Source organism: Ktedonobacter sp. SOSP1-52 (assembly GCF_016587395.1).
Genome location: NZ_BNJH01000003.1, coordinates 1082467 through 1099627 on the forward strand (window position 1 = coordinate 1082467; position 17161 = coordinate 1099627).

Genomic DNA, 17161 nt, shown 5'->3' on the forward strand with positions numbered 1-17161 from the left:
CCTCACAGTAGGAATGCGAGGCCGCTCATAGCTATCTTCTCCCGATCCCTGTTACACTACAAAAAGAGTTTTTTCGGGAGAAGATATATGCTATTAGACATCCCCGTGATGACATTGCTCGTCTGGTGCGCCTGTCACTTTGTGGGTGACTTTGCCTTTCAAAGCACCTGGATGAGTCTGGAAAAAGGTAAGAGTTGGGAAGTCAATTTTTATCACTGTGCGACCTATACCGCTGTCTTTGTGCTCTTTGCCCATCCCTCCTGGCTGGCAACACTGCTTCTTTTTGCGACCCACTTTATTGTTGACCCACTGAAGGCGCGCTATAAACTCATCGGCCCCATCTGGCTTGATCAACTCCTCCACATCTTAACCATCGTCCTTATTCTCGCGTTCAAATTCTAGCTATGGCGTTTGTGCCTGGCGCGATGCTGCTGACGCTTTTACAACGTATAAGAAAGAGGGCGTTGCAAACCTTGCAACGCCCTCTTTCTTGTGTATTATGCACTAGTGGGTCAGCTTGCAATTGAATACCCTCGAATCATTGCAGCGCTCGATCCGGCCAGACGGCGTGTCCGCGCGCGTTCGCGCCGTCGCCTGCGCTTGCCATTCCAGACAAAGGGCGTCGGGTTCACGTTCCAACCGGCCACGGTTTGCTCCAACCAGTCGATGACTTGTTGGGGGTTCTTGGGATGTTGCCCAGCCAAAGCACGCGGCACAATGATGCGTTGCACCGACTCTGCCATATTGAGCCACGAGCCACCAACGGGGGTGTAGAGCGGCATCACCCCATGATGAAACAACCATACCACGAGGTCGGGAGTCAGGTGCCCAGCCAGATTGTCCCACACGAGCACGATACGTAAGGGAGGAAGCCCCTCATCGTTCTCGTGTGGCCACAACCACGTTTTCCACTGCGCATAGTGCGCCCGCTCTGCTTCCGGCGGCAAGGTCTCTGCTGGCTGTTTTTTCTCCAATTCGTCCAACACCTCCGAGAGTTGCTCTTTCAGCCAGGGATGCAAGACGGCATTGGTTGCCGAGACGACACCTTTGGCGCGCAAGAGACCCGTGGTCGGACGAAAGAGGGTGAGCAGTTTGGCGGTGCCCCCGCGCTCGTACTCGTGGGGGTGCAACAGGGGATGGCCCTCTGGTTGCCACGAGGAACCCGGCTGTGGGATGGCCTGATACGGTCCAGCTTCATCTTCATTGAGTTGCACGATCCCGGCAGCTTCCGCGTGCTCGCACGCCAACTCGATCAGTCTTTTTTTTCCAGTGTTTGCTCGTCATAGGTCGTCACCGTGCCGCCTTTGCGTTTGCGCAGCGCGTAGCCGGTGCGGCACCAAGTGCGTGTTCGCTGATAGCTGTAGCCTGACCCATGCAGCACCTGACGAATGGTTTCGTTGGCGATGTGAGGCAGATCCGAGGCTTGTAGTGCCTTGCGTAGTAAGGAGAGTGACCAGGTAGCAGTCTGATCGATCTGGCGATCTGGGGTCCTCTGTACTTCTTGCAGAATACGCGCCTGCTGCGCGCTCGTGTAGGTCGGCTTGCGCCCACGGCCAGCAGCAATCGAAAGCGCTGCCAGACCGTGCTCATTGAAGCGCTCGACCAACTCGCGCACACTGCGTGCCTCTCTAAAGCCTGCCACCAATGCTGCCTGCGGAAAAGACTGCGAGGCCGCTACTGCCAGCAGCGCTTTGGCTCGCCGTGCCACGTCTATCCGTTCACTGCTGGCCTTGACGATGCGCTGCAACTCTTGCTCTTCTTGTTTGCTGAAAGCACGCAGGGGATGTTTTTGGAAGTGAGCCATTGACGTGTTCCTTCCTTCTCCTCCTATTCTATCACCTCCGCTTCCCTCCTGGTGCTCAATTGCGAGTTGACCCACTAGCTTTGTTCAACCTGGGGGCCGTTCTCGCCCTCTGGACCACTTGGCTTCTCACCCTTGCCATAGATGAACGTAGAGAGATCACTGCGTGTCTCCTCCAGGATTTTGTGGAGCTGCGTCAGACGCTGAGCATCTCCACCTGTGCTGCGCGCCGCGATAACGAAGAGGCGTGCGACCTCGGCAGCCTCGGTACGTAGTGCCTGTACCTCTGGTGCATCCCAACGCTCAACGCGCCCCGCGAAGCGCTCCCACCAGGGGTTATGTCCAGGTGCGCCCCCTGCGGGATTTGTCTCCTCCGCCTTGCGCTCGCCCAGGAAGGCACGCCCGGCGTCGGTGATGTGATAGATCTTCTTGCCCTCTTCTACAGTCACGGTGACCAGGCCGCGATCTTCAAGCATTTGTAATGTTGGATAAATCGAACCCGCGCTAGGGGCATACAGGCCGTTCGATTTCTGCTCCAGGGCCTTCATCATCTCATAGCCATGCATAGGGCGCTCTTGTAGAAGCTCTAGCAGGGCATACTTCATATCACCGCGCCCAAAGAAGCGCTTCTTAAAGCCTTCAGGGCCAAAGGGACCCTCAGGGCCAAAGGGACCCTCGGCTCCAAATGGGCCATGCTGACCAAATGGGCCGTGAGGACCAAAGGGACCTCCAGGGCCAAACCCGCCGCGACGACGCATCCACATCCCGAAGCCTCTTGGACCATGATGTTCATGATGACCATGATGACCATGGCGCCTCTCAGACTCCCAGGGGGGCGTCCACCCCTCCCAGTCTCCGCCGGCGCCCTCAAATGCAAAATCTTTTCCAAATCTACGTGGCATTGCTGTCCACTCCTTTCAAGATGGTGTTGTACTTGCTGTTCTCATTGTCATTTGCTCAATACGATATATCGTTATTGGTAATATAAACGATATATCGTATTGTTGTCAAGACCCAAATGTAGCAATATCTCGCCTGGCGGTAATTCACCTGAATTTATGTCCACTTTTTACCCGAATCTTTGCTCACTCACCCGAGTTTGTGCTGTGCTAACGATATACTCATGCGCGTTTGTTAGATAGTAGTTTCTCTTTTTGTACGATTGAGTGGAGTGGTGGTTCGATGGACACGTAATCTACTAGATCTTCGACACGTCACGGTACCCCTGGATTAGATGTTTGCAAAATTGCGGGGCGATCAATTTCGGGTTTTCTGCCCGGCTTCAAGGTAGAAGGTCACCAATACAGTTGTTTGCCGAAACCGTGGCAATGAGTTGTTGCGTTGTATGTTCTCCAACAAATTGGTGGTCTGATCCTGATTTTCTTGCTAGAAAATGCTCTACATTGCCATAATATACTTCGAGAGGTCGAATGTTCAAAAAGCAAACCGAAAAGGAGTTTTTTGATGATAACAGATACATCCCCATTGATGAGTGTGTACGAAGGCTGGGATGGCCATCAGCGTAGCTTGATACGAACCATTGCTCCACTCTCCCCCCAACAGTTAGCCTATCGACCTGCACCCCATCTGCGCTCTGTCGGGGAAATCGCTAGCCACCTGAGCCTGGGACGGGTTGGTTGGTTCCAACGGATGCAAGCACCTGGCAGCAAGGAGGTCGTTCGTCAGGTCAATGGATGGGAAGATGAGCATCGTATTGTCGAAAATGCGGCGGAACTCGTCAGGCGCCTGGAAGTGACCTGGCAAATGATCGAGACCACACTCAACTCCTGGACAATCAGTGACCTGGCCCAGACGTATCAGCATACATACTGGGGAAAAACCTACGCGATCTCGCGCCAGTGGACGATCTGGCGTATCATGTCCCACGATCTTCATCATGGTGGGGAACTCGTCATCCTCCTTGGCATTCAGGGGATCAACGCTCCCGAGCTTGGTGATCTGGGCGGACATATTACCGAACCTCCTCTAGCTGAACCATCCTGATCGTACCGAGGACGTGTTATGCTCTTTGCTGGAAGGCGGCGAGAAGGAAGCCATCGATATGTCAGTTCCTCGTGCATGTCATTCAGACTGCCGATGGTTTTCTACTGTACCACCAACACCCTCCGACTCTCTTGCTTTCCGTAAAGGATATTGTGGCTGCATACTTGTCTTCCAGGAGAAGCAGGCAAAACACGAATGGCTTTCTCCCAACCTGCACTTACGTTTTATGGAGACATCGCAAATGCTAGGCATTTCTTGGAGAAATTCATGTGAACTTGAGATTGGCGTTTTGGGGACGTAGGTTTGGCGCAAGAAGAGCTCTTTGCTAGCGTGATGTTACCGCAAGGAGGACAAGGGAAATCAGCATTTTCCTTGTCCTCTTTCTAGTATACTGGAAAAATGCCTAAAAAACATCGTCCAAAGGGCTGGTGTGTGTTTTCGTTCTCTCCTGTATGATATGGGTCGTCATACGCTCAAATCATCAGCAGGGCTCTATGCTCTGTTGCTTCAAGGAGACAAACTCATGCAGATTCGACGTTTCAGCTCTGAGCTCAAAATCAAAATCCCTGGCAATCATCCCGGTCTGTACGGTGTACCTATCCAGCTCCAACGTGGACAGGTCCCTCCTGAAAAACTGGAAGCGCTTGCCAGGCGTGTTAATGGCATGCCTCTGCTGCTGGATGCTGAACTGCAGGTGGAGGCGATGTACTTTGATCCGCATGCCCACATAGAAGAACACGCAGCAGATCATCCGATCCTCTTCCTGGTCATTCACGGTCAGGGAACAGTGCGTATCGGTGGCCCCACGGGAGAAACGCGCGAGATCCAGGCTGGTGACGCCGTTCTTTGGCCTGCTCATGCAGACCACACCGTCTGGACAGGGGACGAGGAACTCCATGCAATTGTGATCAACGCATTTCAAGACAAGGTTGCTCACTGACCTCCTTGGCAACGTTTTTGTCTCCGTCCCGATGGCGGTTCTCAATTCACGTGGCCACCGAACATGCTAGGCATATCTTGGTGAAATTCGTGCAAAGGGTCGCGTAAAAAAAGCGCTGAAAGTTCGATGCGATGGCCCTCAGCCCAGTATTTTCGTTCGATCATTCAGCGCAATTACCACCTTTAAGCCGGAGGAGGCTCAGGCTGGTTGTCACGAGCCTGGTTGCCGGGAGAGCGAACAGACACGCCCTTGATATAGATACGCCGTATCCCTTCTAAGATCTGTTCTGGCGTGTACCCTCGCTTATGCCGTTGAAAGAGATAGAGAGCAGGATCGGAGGTTGCAATGATTGCATCAGCAGTGTAGATAATGTCCAGCGGCACAAGTTCCTCCTGGGTAATGGCTTCCTCTAGCAGATGCGCGATGAGGCTATGGGAGGCCCGATAGTACTGCGTGCCAAACTTCATCTCTCGTCTCTCAGCAGACGACGTATCCATGATGGCCACCAGGAATGGTCCTTCCTCCTCGATGAAGGTAATACTTCTCTGGAGGACGCTCTCCAATCGCTGTAATGCTGACCATATTTCCTCATCCTGGGCATAGGCCTGGATCTCTTCTAAGAATCGCTGGGCGCTCTCATTGAGCAGATCCAGGATCAATTCGCCCTTGTGGGCGTAGCGGCGATAGAGCGTCCCCTGACCCACACCTGCTTCCTGGGCAATCTGGTGCATACTGACATCCTCAACGCCTCGCTCGGCAAACAACTGTCGAGCCACCCGCAAGATTCGCTGGTCAAAATCGGCTGCCTGACGCCGTTCTGGCCTCCTGCGCATCCCCGCTTCCCTTCCACTGCGCTTTGCTATAACACCCCGTTCTTGCTGTTTCCCTGCTTTCATAGCACCTCTCTTTGTGTGATCTCCTCTTGACAGGGGGACAGTTGTCCTTTACAATCTCCTTGTTGAGGACAGTTGTCCTTATATGGAGTATAAGACCTCCCGTAACCCTCGTCAAGCACAGATGAAGCTTGAAGCACGATGCAAAACAGAGCACGTGTTTGTCTTGAAGGTCCGGGATGGCATCGCTAGCTCGTGCTCATGCCGAAGACGGCTGCCACATGACCTGTTTTCCGTCATTGAGCAAGAGGAATACGAATGAAGGAAGGTATGATGACGACCAGGCACCTTGTTGATCCTGAGCTTGTTGCTCTCCTTGACCAGATTCCTGCCACAGTATTAACTGATGAAACCCTGAGGCAGATACGCGCCATGAGTTCCCGGACATCTGCGGACTTGCCCCAGTTTTCTGCTCTTTCCGTGAGCGAGCGCTTTATCCCCAGCCTAGAAGGGGCACCCGATGTACGGGTGCTGGTCTACCTGCCAACCTCGATTCAGGGACCGCCCCCTGCCCTGCTCTGGCTTCATGGGGGCGGGTATATTATGGGTTCGGCTGACGCGGAAGATCTCACGGTCAAAAGCATCGTGTCAGCTCTCGGATGTGCTGCCATTTCGGTGGACTACCGTCTGGCCCCTGAGACGCCCCATCCTGGTCCGGTCGAGGATTGTTACGCGGCCTTGAAATGGCTCTCTACTCATGTCGACGAGTTGGGTATCGATCCGAATCGGATCGCGGTTGGCGGCAGCAGTGCAGGAGGAGGGCTGGCCGCTGCATTAGCGCTCTTGGCACGTGACCGTGGAGAAGTCCCCCTGGCATTCCAATTTCTGCTCGCTCCTATGCTCGATGATCGCACGTGTACACTGGCAAACCCGCATCCGTACACGGGGGAATTCATCTGGACGCCGGAGGCCAATCGCTTTGGCTGGAGTTCTTTGTTGGGCCAGGAACCTGGGGGGCCCGATGTTTCGCCCTATGCTGCGGCGGCACGTGCTGAGCATCTGGAGGGCTTACCCGCCACCTTTCTCTACGTGGGTGCTCTCGATCTGTTTCTGGAGGAAGATCTGGAGTATGCTCGCCGCTTGATGCGAGCAGGCGTGCCAACGGAGTTACACGTCTATCCTGGCGCCTACCACGGCTTCCGTATGGTCGCCGACGCCCAGGTGACACAGGCTGCCGCGCGAGATCTGTTAACTGCCTTGAAACGCGCCTTTGATCCATCTCGCCGCTCAGACAAGCACCTCCCGGCCTACCACTCCTGAAATCGAGAGAGGGGGGATATTTCTCGAAAGCCTCCTTCTCTTGGGGCACCAATCTCATAGAAAGCCAGGGCGTCTCCTTACGAATTACTTGCGTCCACCTAAAATATCTTCGAAAAGCGCTCCAATTCGCGTTTAGTTCGGTAAAGTCAGTTCTTAGCAATATCCTCTATGCAAAGATACGTGCCAAACGGCTCGAAGGTTTGCTGTAAGGGCGCGTGGAAAGGAAGAGGTAATGAAGGATGTGACAGGAACGACGCTTAATGGTTATTACCTCTTCAGGCGGTTGGCTGTGGGGCAGGTGGCCGATGTCTACTGCGCGCGGTCGGCCCACCTGGAGGAGGGAGAGGTCGCGGTAAAGGTCTTTCGGCCTGGATACGCCTTGCACGCGCTTGCACGCCGCTATTTTCTCTCTGAGTCGCGCAAGATCATGCGTTTTCAGCAGGAGTATATCCTACCGTTGCTGGCGTATGGCGAGGAGCATGGCTTGCTCTATATGGTGACCCCTTTTATTGTGACGGGGACATTAGACGATTTGCTAGGTAAGGTTGGGGGGCGCTTTTCAACGATCCAGGCTCTGTCTATCATACAGCAAGTATGTTGCGCCGTGCAGTACGCGCATGAGCACGAGGTGCTTCATGGAAATTTGAAGCCTTCGAATATCTTTGTCTCTGCAGATGGGCGGATGCTGCTAGCAGATTTTGGCATCGCCTGTGGCTATGATGAGCGCCAGCAGTCGCTGACATGTGTAGGCTGGGGATCGGCTGCCTATGCCGCCCCTGAACAATCGCTCGGCGTTTTGCGCCGCTCAAGCGATATCTATGCGCTTGGTGTCTTGCTTTTTCGCCTGTTGACGGGCCACCTGCCGTTTGTGGGCGAGACCCCATCCGACGTATTACTCAAACATGTACGCGAGGCGCCACCTGCCCTGCGCAGTTTCGATCCCACGCTCTCTTCATCGGTAGAGCAGGTGGTTTTGCGCGCGTTACGGAAGCGAGCGGAGGAGCGTTTCTCCTCCGCACATGAACTCAGCCTTGCTTTTCAGCAGGCCGTGATGTCTGAACGTGTTGTCCTGCCGCTTTCTCCGCTTCTGGAGCCTGCGCCGTCCCAGCAGCAGGAGCATTGGGGGCATAGGCCATTCATGGCACCCGCTACACTTTCGCAGCCTGTGACCGGCTTCCAGTGCGAAGAGCAGTCAGTCGAACCTGCCCCCATACTGCGTAAGCATGAGGTAACTGGCCTGTTGACCATGCGTAAACCTGTGCAGGAATCTACTTCCCCTGTCGCATCCCCTCCAGGCATCCTGACAGCGGCTCCTACGGAAAACCAGGTTCTCGCCAGCGCCCCGGCCTTGCCAGAGCCGCAGTCTCCAGACCCTGTCGAAGACATGCAGGCTCGCTTCCTGGGCCTCCTCTGGAGCCAGTGGCTGGCGTTGCTGGTCGTTGTCCTGCTTTTACTCGGCCTGATAGGCGCCCTGCTCTCATCTTTCTACTTTCCGAATGGCTAATGAGAGCAGTTGCCAAATTGTAAGGTCCATGCAGGCATGGACTCCGAGCGCAGCGATATCCCATGCGGCCACAGCCTCTAGGTCCAAAATAGTTTTAGGTTAAAATAGTCTCGCGTTTGTCTGACCTGGCCAGGCGCGTGTAATAACTATGCGTTGCCAGTGTCCAGAGTTCCTGGAAAAAGGCTGGATCGCGTCTCTCAAGCTGCTGAAGCAAATAATTTTGTTGCTCAAGACTCACACTACAAAAATTTCCTCCCGCGGCCTGGTTGAGGTCCTGCAGTACCACGCGTAGGCGTTTAATGTTGATCATACGTGGAACTTTGTTGCTGGAGCTAGGGAGGACATAAAAGAGGAACTCATCAATAAGTTGAAGACTCGATGGCGAGGGAAAATCGTCATCTGATGGAATAAGTAAATCTATGATCGAATTTAACTGGGTCCGTTCCTCGTAGGTGAGGGCTAGCGCACACATCTGCGAGGTCGGCGTCTGCCTGAGCATCTCTCTCATTGGGGGAGTCCTTTTATAGTTGAGACTATCAACCGTTACTACCTTACCTAATAGTATCATATCCATGAGGTTTTTATCAACCAAAGTTCAGCTTGTATGTTTCGCGCTGTTGTGGCTGTTGTAGTTGAATAATAGTCAAAAACACACTATCTTACTGCTCTACGTATAACGTATATCGAATTGCTACTACAAAGTCGTGACGCTGCTCCTTTGTTTACCGGGCAGGCTCTTGCTCCGCTGGTCTCCGCACGAATGAAAAAGCCGATAGGCTTTCTTCAAGTGGTAGGAGGCAGCTTGAGATCTCTCCCCGTGCATCGGTGACAAAGGAGCAGATGAGATCTCCATTTGGATCGTAGTTGGTGCTACGTAGCTCGAAGCTATCGTAGTGATAGTGCTGGAGCTCAAAGTCCAGTTCGTTGTAGCGCAGGCGCAACCTCGCGTCTTCCTGTATGATGGAGATGCATCCATACCCTGGATGCTCAAATACCCCCGTGTATGCCTCTAACTCATGGGAGGGGTGGGTCTCTGCGATATGTGCCGCTTTGTGCGCTGTGCGACGCTGCTCTTTCTCGGTCGCGCTCAGGCGATATTCTTGCTCAAAACGTGTGTGCCAGTCTACTGTTTCCAGTTCTAGCAGGCAATCCAGAACATAATAGGCGACGAGACTCTGGACGGGCCCGCTATTATGGTTGGTCAGGACCACGAGGCCAAGCTGTTTCTCTGGCATGAACGCGGTTAGCGAGCTGAAACCATCGATATTGCCTCCATGCCGCACCAGGGTCTCTCCCCGGTATGTATTTACCGACCAGCCAAGGGCGTAGCTATCATAAAAAAGCTCTTTGTATTTGCGCTCTTCGGGTTTGAAAACCTGTGGGGTGTGCATCTCCTGCATTTGTTTCTGTGAGATCAAGCGCTGTCCATCATAGACTCCTTGCTGCAGGTGAAAAAGAACCCATTTGCTCATATCGATGATGTCGGTATGGATACTGCCAGCTGGCCCAAGTGTCTGCCAGTTGCTATACCATTGCATCTCCTCCAGACCTTCACCTATCTGGCGATAGGGAGACGCGTAGTTCCCTGTTGCACGCGCCGATTCGGCATCAAAAACGCTATCCGTCATTCCCAGCGGGGCGAAGAGGCGTTGTTGCACAAAGCTCTCCCAGCTCTGACCCGCTACGACCTCTACCAGGTGTCCCGCCGCGACATACATCAGGTTCTGGTATTGCCATCCCTGGCGAAAACTTTTATTGGGCGGCAGGTATTGCAGACGCTTGACGAGCTCTTCTCGTGAGAGCGCCGAGGTATACCAGAGCAATTCATGACGTGGTAAGCCGGTACGATGCGTGACCAGGTCGCGGGGCGTGACGTGTTCGCTGGCATAGGAATCATGGAGCTTGAAATAGGGCAGGTACTCCTTTACTGGCCGATCCCAGTCCAGTTTCCCTTCATCCACGAGGAGCGCCATCGCGCTGGTGGTAAAGGCCTTGGTGCAGGACCCAATTGCAAAGCGCGTTTCAGGCGTCACATCAAGGTTGTGTTCCAGGTTTCGCTTGCCGAAGCCCTGCGTATAGAGCACCTCGCCCTCTTTTATGATGGCGATTGCCAGCCCTGGCGTGTGCCAGCGCTCCATATGTGCTGTGATAAAGTTTTCGAGCGCGTTCAGAGTCTCTCTCTTACCGAATTGAGCCATGTATTTCTTTTCTTTACTGTCCTGGCTAAGCGGATGATGGATGTCTGTCAGTGGATCGTGGCTACTATATATGATTGTCTAGTCAAAGGTCAATGTCTTGTTCTCGTAAATGAGTACGCGGTTCTCGGTATGTAATCTCACCGCCTCCGCTAAAACCCTGCGCTCCACATCGCTTCCCTTGCGGATCAGGTCTTCGGTATTATCACGGTGATCACAGTGGATGACATCCTGGGCGATAATAGGACCTTCGTCGAGATTGTCGGTCACATAATGGGCGGTGGCCCCGATGAGCTTGACGCCACGCTCAAATGCTCGCTGATAGGGATTGGCCCCTACGAAAGCCGGGAGGAAGCTATGGTGGATGTTAATAATCCGGTGGGGATAGGCGGCAACGAAAAAGGGTTCGAGGATCTGCATATAGCGGGCCAGAATCAAAAAGTCCACTTTGCCATCAAGGAACTCCAGGATGTGCTTTTCATCTGCTGTACGCGTCTCTTTAGCGACGGGAAAGTGATAGAAGGGAACATCATACATCTTCGCTAGTGGCTCTAGCACATGATGGTTGCTGATGATAAAGGGGATATCCATCTGTAACTCGCCGTGCTTCCAGCGCCAGAGCAGGTCTATCAGGCAGTGATCTAGCTTGCTGACGAAAATGCCCACGCGTTTGCGCTGCTCCGAATAGGCAACGCTCCACTGCATCTGGAATTTTTCTGCCAGTGGCGCGAAGGCCTCGCGTAGTTCTGTGGGCGAGAGCTTGAAGCCCTCCGCGGCAAAGCTCACACGCATAAAGAAGCGGCACTCCTGCTGGTTGCTTGAATGCTGTGCCGACTCGACGATATTTCCCTGGTGCTCAAAGATGAAGTTTGAGACTGTGGCAACGATGCCAGGACGATCTGGACATGAGATCAACAGCGTAATTGTTGGCTTCGCGATAGACATCAAATGCCCTCCCACCGTACGCAATGAAATATATTGAGCGTATTCCGTTCCCCGCCTCTAAATAGGGCAGTATGCCTCGTTGCAGCCTCTATCATAGGCATCTTTTCTAATTTTGTCAATGCATGCCATCCTATTTTGGCTACTATTTTACCGCTTATTCATCCTTAGCTGAGCTTTCTTACTCCTGTTCAGCCACAATAAGAACATGCTATAATCTCTGACAATATCTGTAAAAACCTATGTCGAGAGAGAGTTTCATGGCCATGCCTACTATACAAACTGAAATACTACCTATCAATTCCAGGCAACCAGAAGAGCATGTTCTGGCACATGCGGCCACCCTGCTGCGCGCGGGTGAGCTTGTCGTGTTCCCTACGGAGACCGTGTATGGCCTGGGGGCTGCGGCTCTGCAACCAGCCGCTGTTGAGAAGATATTCGCGGCTAAAGAGCGCCCCTATAGCGATCCCTTGATTGTACATATTGCCTCCGAGGCCGATATAGAGCACCTCGTGCGCGATATCTCCGAACAGGCCCGGCAGGTGATGCGCCACTTCTGGCCCGGCCCTCTCACCCTCGTTCTGCCGGCCCATCCGCGTGTGCCTCGTCTCGTAACCTCAGGGCTGGATACCGTCGCTATCCGTATGCCTTCTCACCCGGTCGCGCTTGGCCTCATTCGCGCCCTTGGAGCACCTGTTGCCGCGCCCAGCGCCAATCGTTTCATGCATGTAAGCCCTACGACCGCGCAGCATGTCGAGGCCGATCTCAAGGGACGTGTCCCTTTGATTCTCGATGGCGGAGCCAGTGCTGTCGGGGTCGAGTCTACGATTCTCGATATGAGTTCAGAGCTGCCAACAATCCTTCGACCGGGCGGTGTGAGTCTGGAGACATTGCGCGTCCTTCTTCCCCAGGTGCAGCCGCCACGCGCCCGCTCGCTAGCTACTCCTGATCTCGCGCATGAGGCCGAGGCGCAGAAGTCGCCCGGGCAGATGTTGATTCATTACGCGCCTCGCGTGCCCGCCTTCCTCTTTGAAGGCGCATCAATGTCCATGCGCCACGCCATGCTGCTGGATCTTCAGCGTCGCCAGCGCCAGGGCGAGACCGTGGGCGTCTTGATCGCCGATGAAGATGTGGCGTATTTTCAATCCAGTGGCGCCTCGATGTATGTTCTTGGGAGTGAAGATGATTCCACAAAGGTTGCTTCGCGCCTCTTCGCTGGCCTGCGCACCCTTGAAGACGCCGGAGTTGATGTGATCCTCTGTCGCGCCTTCCCTGAAACGGGCCTTGGCCTCGCCATTCGCGACCGCCTGCTCAAAGCCACCGGCGGCAAACTCATCCCTTGCTAACCTCGCCCCCCCTGGCAGGCTACTTACGCAAGTGGTGAATCTTGAGGGCGATCTGGAGGGAGAGGCGCAGTTCCGCGTCCTCCAAAGTGTGCCCGAGCAGCTCCTCGATACGCCCGAGGCGATAGAGCAGTGAGTTGCGGTGCAGGTGCATAGTGCGTGCGGTCTCGCTCAGGTTGCCATTGCAGCGGAAGAAGCATTCTAGCGTTTCGAGCAGCGTCCCATCGTTGCGGCTATCTGAGTTGAGCAGGGGACCGAGCGTCTCCTGGTAGAAGGTATTGAGTTCGTTATGCCCATCCAGGTGGAAGAGCAGGCGGTAGACACCTAGCCGTGAGAAGGAGTGTAGCTTGCCTTCACCGAAGAGGCGGCTGCCAATCTCCAGAGCTTGTTGCGCCTCGCGATACGACTGTGGAATGCCCTGAAGCTGCTGCGAGATCCGGCCAATACCACAGGAGCATTGTGTGTGTCCCTCGATGCGCAGACGTGTCTCCACGCGCTGGAGACGCTCATAGATCTCACCTTCGCCTGTGCCGCTACTCTTCTCTCCTGGTGTGCTCAGGGGCAGCAACGCCACCAGGCGCCGTGTCTCTGTAAGAACCCAGCAGCCAGGCCAGACGCGTTGTAGCTCATCCCGCACACGCCTGCCCCACGGGGGGAGGGTTGAGTTATGTGTGGAGGGTGCCGCCTCTGTGGAAGCAATCTCAAAAACGGCGACCACCTGGGGAATGGCCAGGTCATAGCCTAAAATACGTGCCCTTGCTAGCACCTCTTCCGGCTGCTGATAACGCCCCTGTAAAATATTGGTAAACGCCTCGACATGGTAGCGATTCTCTACCTCATTGCGCTCTCGCTCACGGGCGACCTCCATGGCGAGAATAGGGGCTACCTGGCGTAGGATGATGCGTTCCAGGTAGTCAAAGTTATTCTCTTCCCCAATCAGGGAGATATAGCCAACCGCCTCATGGCGAATCATAATCGGCTCGACTACGCGCGTCAGTCCCTGTTGCCTGAGCACCTGGTCGTTGAGGTGTATCGTCAGAGGTAATGACTGGCGTTCGGGAGGAACGCCCTGATTACGGATCTCATGTTCGGCGTCTTCTACGACAACCCATTTCTGCCGGTGCAGAGCCAGGTAGTCACAGATGCCCTGAGCACCTACTCCCTGGACGCTCAGTTGCATCAAGTGATGGGCGATCTCGGTCGCCTGGCGCTCGATCTCGCCACGAAAGCTGACCACAAAGTAGATAATCTCGCGGGCAACCTCTTCTATCTGAGCATTGGCCGGGAGGAGAATGAGCGGCAGGTTATGCCGATCGGCAAAGGCGAGCGACTCCTCGCCCAGGGCCTCGCTGGAGGCTGCGCCTACCGCTACGGCGGAGACACCCGCCTGGTGGAGGCTATTTAGGAGATGGGGAAGGGTTTCGTTCAAGCGGCGGAGTTGTGAGAGAGTCAGGAGGGCAATTTCGCCACCTTGCACACTCTCAAATGCAGGGAGACGCACGCGCATAGGACTCGCCCAGGTGACACGACGCTCCTGTCCTCCTGCTCCCGCTACTAAATGAGCATCCCGTGAGGAGAGCAGGGTCAGAATATTTCGGACTGAGGCCGATGACGCTGATGGTAAGAGGCTGCTCATGTTACTCACGGGATTTCATTCTCTCAGTAGGGACGTGCCTACATGCTTCTAGACTACGAAAAACTCTACGCATCAGAGATGCGCAGTCGTATTTACTCTTCAGAGTCGAGATTGCCGTCGAACTCCACGTCTTCGGCCTCTTCGCTCTCATCACCGCTATCGTAGTACTCGTCCTCGTTCGAGAAATCTTCATCGTCATCACGGTCGAGGCGCAGCATCGAGTCCTTAATGTACGCGCGGATCGTGTCACCACCACCCTGCGAGGGGAAGCTCACCTTACCAAACATGTTGGGATGCTGGTACACCTCGCGGATAATAATGCGTACTCGCCCGTTTTCCACTGCCTGGATGCCAGCGACATAGCGGTTGCCACCCTGGGTGAACTCAATAATGCGGTTGGCCAGGCGTGGCTCGACCTGCCCAATAATCTCCTCCTCCGAGTTGCGCACCTGAAGGGTATGCCCATTGATGTGCAGTTGCGCGACATCACCAACTCCAACTTTCGCTAGAATGGCGCTTGTGGCAATATTGACCAGCTCGGTTACCGCGGTCTTGCCCTTCTCCTCCACAAAGAGGCGCGGATCAATGCGCTCTCTCCCACGGGCAGAGACCGGCCCTTCCTGCTCAATCAGCAGAGCCAGGCGGTCAATATTCTTCCTGGCAATGGTATTAGCCGGACTATACTTTAAGGTCTGCGAGTAGGCATCATGTGCGTTCTGGTACTGCCCCAACTCGCTGTAAGCCTTACCCAGACGATTATAGGCGTCAGGCTCTGTGGGAAAAATATTCAAAACGTTTTTATTGGTCTGAACAGCTTCGTCCCACGAGCCCTCCTGGGCCTGTTTTATCGCCTGATCAGTCCACTGTTTTTTGAGTCGGATCTTCTCTTCCGATGATAGTGTTTGCGTCATCGAACGACACCTCCACCTGTGAATTTGCTATTTAAATTGCTAATTATACCTCAACAGCGCAACCTTGAAGGGACCAGGGTGTGGTCCGTTCAATACGCACATTGACGAGATCGCCAATCTGGATGGGCTGCTGCCCCTCCTCAGGTTGTGGGAAGAAGACGAGCTTGTTGGCCCGGTTGCGTCCCTTCCACTGCTGGCGTCCATGGGTCTCATTGCTTTCTTCGACCAGTACCTCTTCGGTCCTGTCCAGGTACTGCTGATTGATCGCCAGGGCGATTTTGCTCTGGACCTCTTCCACCGCGTGCAAGCGGCGCTTCTTCTCCGCCAGGGGAATATCATCCTCCCAGCGTGCCGCGACTGTTCCCGGGCGTACTGAGTAGGCGGCGACGTGTACAACATCAAAGCGTACGCGCTCAATCATGTCCAGGGTCGTCTGAAACTCTTCATCGGTCTCGCCGCAGAAGCCAACAATGACATCTGTCGAGAGCGATATATTCGGCCAGAGCTCACGGACGCGGTCGATCTTCTCGTAGTATTCCTCGATGCTATAGCCGCGTTTCATGCGCTTCAGCGTATCGTTATGGCCAGCCTGGACTGGAATATTGAGGTGTTCGCAGACCTTGGGCAGGCTGGCCATACGCTCGATCATGCTATCCGTCATATAGCGCGGATAGGAGGTCATAAAGCGAATGCGGTCCAGGCCATCGATCTCGCTCAAGCTTGTCATCAGGTCCGCCAGGTTTGGCTGATTTGCCAGGTCCAGGCCATAGGATTCAATGGTCTGTCCCAGTAGCGTGACCTCTTTTGCCCCCTTCTCCACCAGCAGGCGAGCCTCTATCATCAACTCATCTATGGGACGGCTGCGCTCGCGTCCACGGCGGTACGGTACTATACAGTAGGTACACACCTTGTTACAGCCCAGCACAATAGGCAACCATGCGGTCGGACTGGCCTTCTTTGGCTCAATCTTCGTAGGATAATGTGCGATGCGCTCGCCGGGCTTGGGCGTAATTGCCATCGGTAGCACGGTACGTTTCCCCGAGCGCGAAAAAGAGGTGGCGAAGGTCGGTGTCTGTGGCTCATTCGGCAGTGTGGTAAGACGCTGCGCCTGCTCAGAGAGCGCCTCTTCATTTGGCATGAACTCAATATCGAGGCAGCCAGCGCCAGAGATAGGGGTCCAACGCTCCTCCAGGAAGCGTGGCAGAATGTCAGCCTGCTCAACCTTCATGAAAAGGTCAATATGTGGATAGCGCTTGCTCAGTTCATCAATGGTCTTCTGATTGCCAATCATGCAGCCCATGAGTGCTACCAGCAAATCGTCGCGCTTCTCCTTGGCGTATTTGAGCAGCGCGAGCTGGTTGTGAGCCTTCTCCTCGGGAGCCTTACGTACGCTACAAGTATTGAGGACCACGAGATTCGCCTGATCCATATTTGCCTCTTCCCAGCCCATCCCCTCCAGCATCGTCTGAATACGCTGCGAGTCGGCCTGATTCATCTGACAGCCAACCGTCCAAATGTGATATTTCCCGCGTGGGATAGTTGTCGTGGTCATCTAACATGCCTCTCTTCGAGCGTGATTGCTAGTCATTGATCATATTGATCACAAAAATACCCTTGCACACCCTTCTCTAGAGACGGTATTATACAGCGTTGCTGAAGCTTTGTCTAGCAAGCTTGTTTGTCCCCATAGACGAAAGGATCATTTCATTCTCACAGAAAGCATATAAAGGGG

General features: G+C 54.3%; 16 protein-coding genes. 6 read left to right on the plus strand and 10 right to left on the minus strand.

Translation table 11 applies throughout. The features are described 5' to 3' along the window. The first annotated feature begins 87 nt into the window (after positions 1-87). Positions 88-402 (plus strand): DUF3307 domain-containing protein, encoded by a 315-nt coding sequence (locus tag JMJ16_RS30145; RefSeq protein WP_201379231.1) that lies wholly within the window; start codon positions 88-90, stop codon positions 400-402. A gap of 110 nt (positions 403-512) precedes the next feature. Here the strand turns inward: JMJ16_RS30145 and JMJ16_RS30150 are convergent, their stop codons facing one another. From JMJ16_RS30150 to JMJ16_RS56435, 3 genes are all read right to left on the minus strand, one after another. Next, positions 513-1247 (minus strand): transposase, encoded by a 735-nt coding sequence (locus JMJ16_RS30150; protein ID WP_236601078.1) that lies wholly within the window; start codon positions 1245-1247, stop codon positions 513-515. Positions 1248-1252: 5 nt separating this feature from the next. After that, complete coding sequence (locus JMJ16_RS30155; RefSeq protein WP_201377651.1) at positions 1253-1804, minus strand: helix-turn-helix domain-containing protein; 552 nt, start codon at positions 1802-1804, stop codon at positions 1253-1255. A gap of 74 nt (positions 1805-1878) precedes the next feature. Then, on the minus strand, positions 1879-2703 hold the full coding sequence (locus tag JMJ16_RS56435) for a PadR family transcriptional regulator (RefSeq protein ID WP_201379230.1): 825 nt from the start codon (positions 2701-2703) through the stop codon (positions 1879-1881). Between the two features lie 562 nt (positions 2704-3265). Between JMJ16_RS56435 and JMJ16_RS30165 the strand changes: the two genes are divergently transcribed. Both JMJ16_RS30165 and JMJ16_RS30170 read left to right on the plus strand, forming a co-directional pair. Next, complete coding sequence (locus JMJ16_RS30165) at positions 3266-3805, plus strand: DinB family protein (protein ID WP_201387604.1); 540 nt, start codon at positions 3266-3268, stop codon at positions 3803-3805. Positions 3806-4328: 523 nt separating this feature from the next. Then, positions 4329-4745: a cupin domain-containing protein gene (locus JMJ16_RS30170; RefSeq protein WP_201387606.1), complete on the plus strand. Its 417-nt coding sequence runs from the start codon at positions 4329-4331 to the stop codon at positions 4743-4745. 182 nt (positions 4746-4927) lie between these two features. Here JMJ16_RS30170 and JMJ16_RS30175 read toward each other — a convergent pair whose 3' ends face one another. After that, positions 4928-5641: a TetR/AcrR family transcriptional regulator gene (locus JMJ16_RS30175; RefSeq protein ID WP_201387608.1), complete on the minus strand. Its 714-nt coding sequence runs from the start codon at positions 5639-5641 to the stop codon at positions 4928-4930. 270 nt (positions 5642-5911) lie between these two features. Here JMJ16_RS30175 and JMJ16_RS30180 point away from each other — a divergent pair, with 270 nt between their 5' ends. After that, complete coding sequence (locus tag JMJ16_RS30180) at positions 5912-6898, plus strand: alpha/beta hydrolase (RefSeq protein ID WP_201389188.1); 987 nt, start codon at positions 5912-5914, stop codon at positions 6896-6898. A gap of 232 nt (positions 6899-7130) precedes the next feature. Continuing rightward, positions 7131-8402, plus strand: coding sequence for a serine/threonine-protein kinase (locus JMJ16_RS30185; protein ID WP_201387610.1), 1272 nt, complete (start codon positions 7131-7133; stop codon positions 8400-8402). A 94-nt stretch (positions 8403-8496) separates the two neighbouring features. On the opposite strand, the gene JMJ16_RS30190 is transcribed toward JMJ16_RS30185, so the two are convergent. The 3 genes from JMJ16_RS30190 to purU all read right to left on the minus strand — a co-directional run bounded on the left by JMJ16_RS30190 (position 8497) and on the right by purU (position 11542). Next, positions 8497-8910 carry a gluconate 2-dehydrogenase subunit 3 family protein gene (locus JMJ16_RS30190; RefSeq protein ID WP_201387613.1) on the minus strand — a complete coding sequence of 138 codons (414 nt, stop codon included), beginning with the start codon at positions 8908-8910 and terminating at the stop codon, positions 8497-8499. Between the two features lie 214 nt (positions 8911-9124). Beyond that, positions 9125-10600, minus strand: a complete 1476-nt coding sequence (locus JMJ16_RS30195; protein ID WP_201387615.1) for a serine hydrolase — start codon at positions 10598-10600, stop codon at positions 9125-9127. 78 nt (positions 10601-10678) lie between these two features. Next, on the minus strand, positions 10679-11542 hold the full coding sequence (gene purU, locus JMJ16_RS30200) for a formyltetrahydrofolate deformylase (RefSeq protein WP_201387617.1): 864 nt from the start codon (positions 11540-11542) through the stop codon (positions 10679-10681). Positions 11543-11805: 263 nt separating this feature from the next. Between purU and JMJ16_RS30205 the strand changes: the two genes are divergently transcribed. Further along, positions 11806-12885 (plus strand): L-threonylcarbamoyladenylate synthase, encoded by a 1080-nt coding sequence (locus JMJ16_RS30205; RefSeq protein ID WP_201387619.1) that lies wholly within the window; start codon positions 11806-11808, stop codon positions 12883-12885. 19 nt (positions 12886-12904) lie between these two features. On the opposite strand, the gene JMJ16_RS30210 is transcribed toward JMJ16_RS30205, so the two are convergent. From JMJ16_RS30210 to JMJ16_RS30220, 3 genes are all read right to left on the minus strand, one after another. Next, the gene (locus JMJ16_RS30210) at positions 12905-14518 is read right to left on the minus strand and encodes a helix-turn-helix domain-containing protein (protein ID WP_236601840.1); all 1614 of its coding nucleotides are present in this window, start codon (positions 14516-14518) and stop codon (positions 12905-12907) included. Positions 14519-14610: 92 nt separating this feature from the next. Continuing rightward, positions 14611-15429 carry a tetratricopeptide repeat protein gene (locus tag JMJ16_RS30215; RefSeq protein WP_201387624.1) on the minus strand — a complete coding sequence of 273 codons (819 nt, stop codon included), beginning with the start codon at positions 15427-15429 and terminating at the stop codon, positions 14611-14613. Positions 15430-15472: 43 nt separating this feature from the next. Continuing rightward, positions 15473-16981 (minus strand): MiaB/RimO family radical SAM methylthiotransferase, encoded by a 1509-nt coding sequence (locus tag JMJ16_RS30220; RefSeq protein ID WP_201387626.1) that lies wholly within the window; start codon positions 16979-16981, stop codon positions 15473-15475. Positions 16982-17161: the final 180 nt, after the last annotated feature.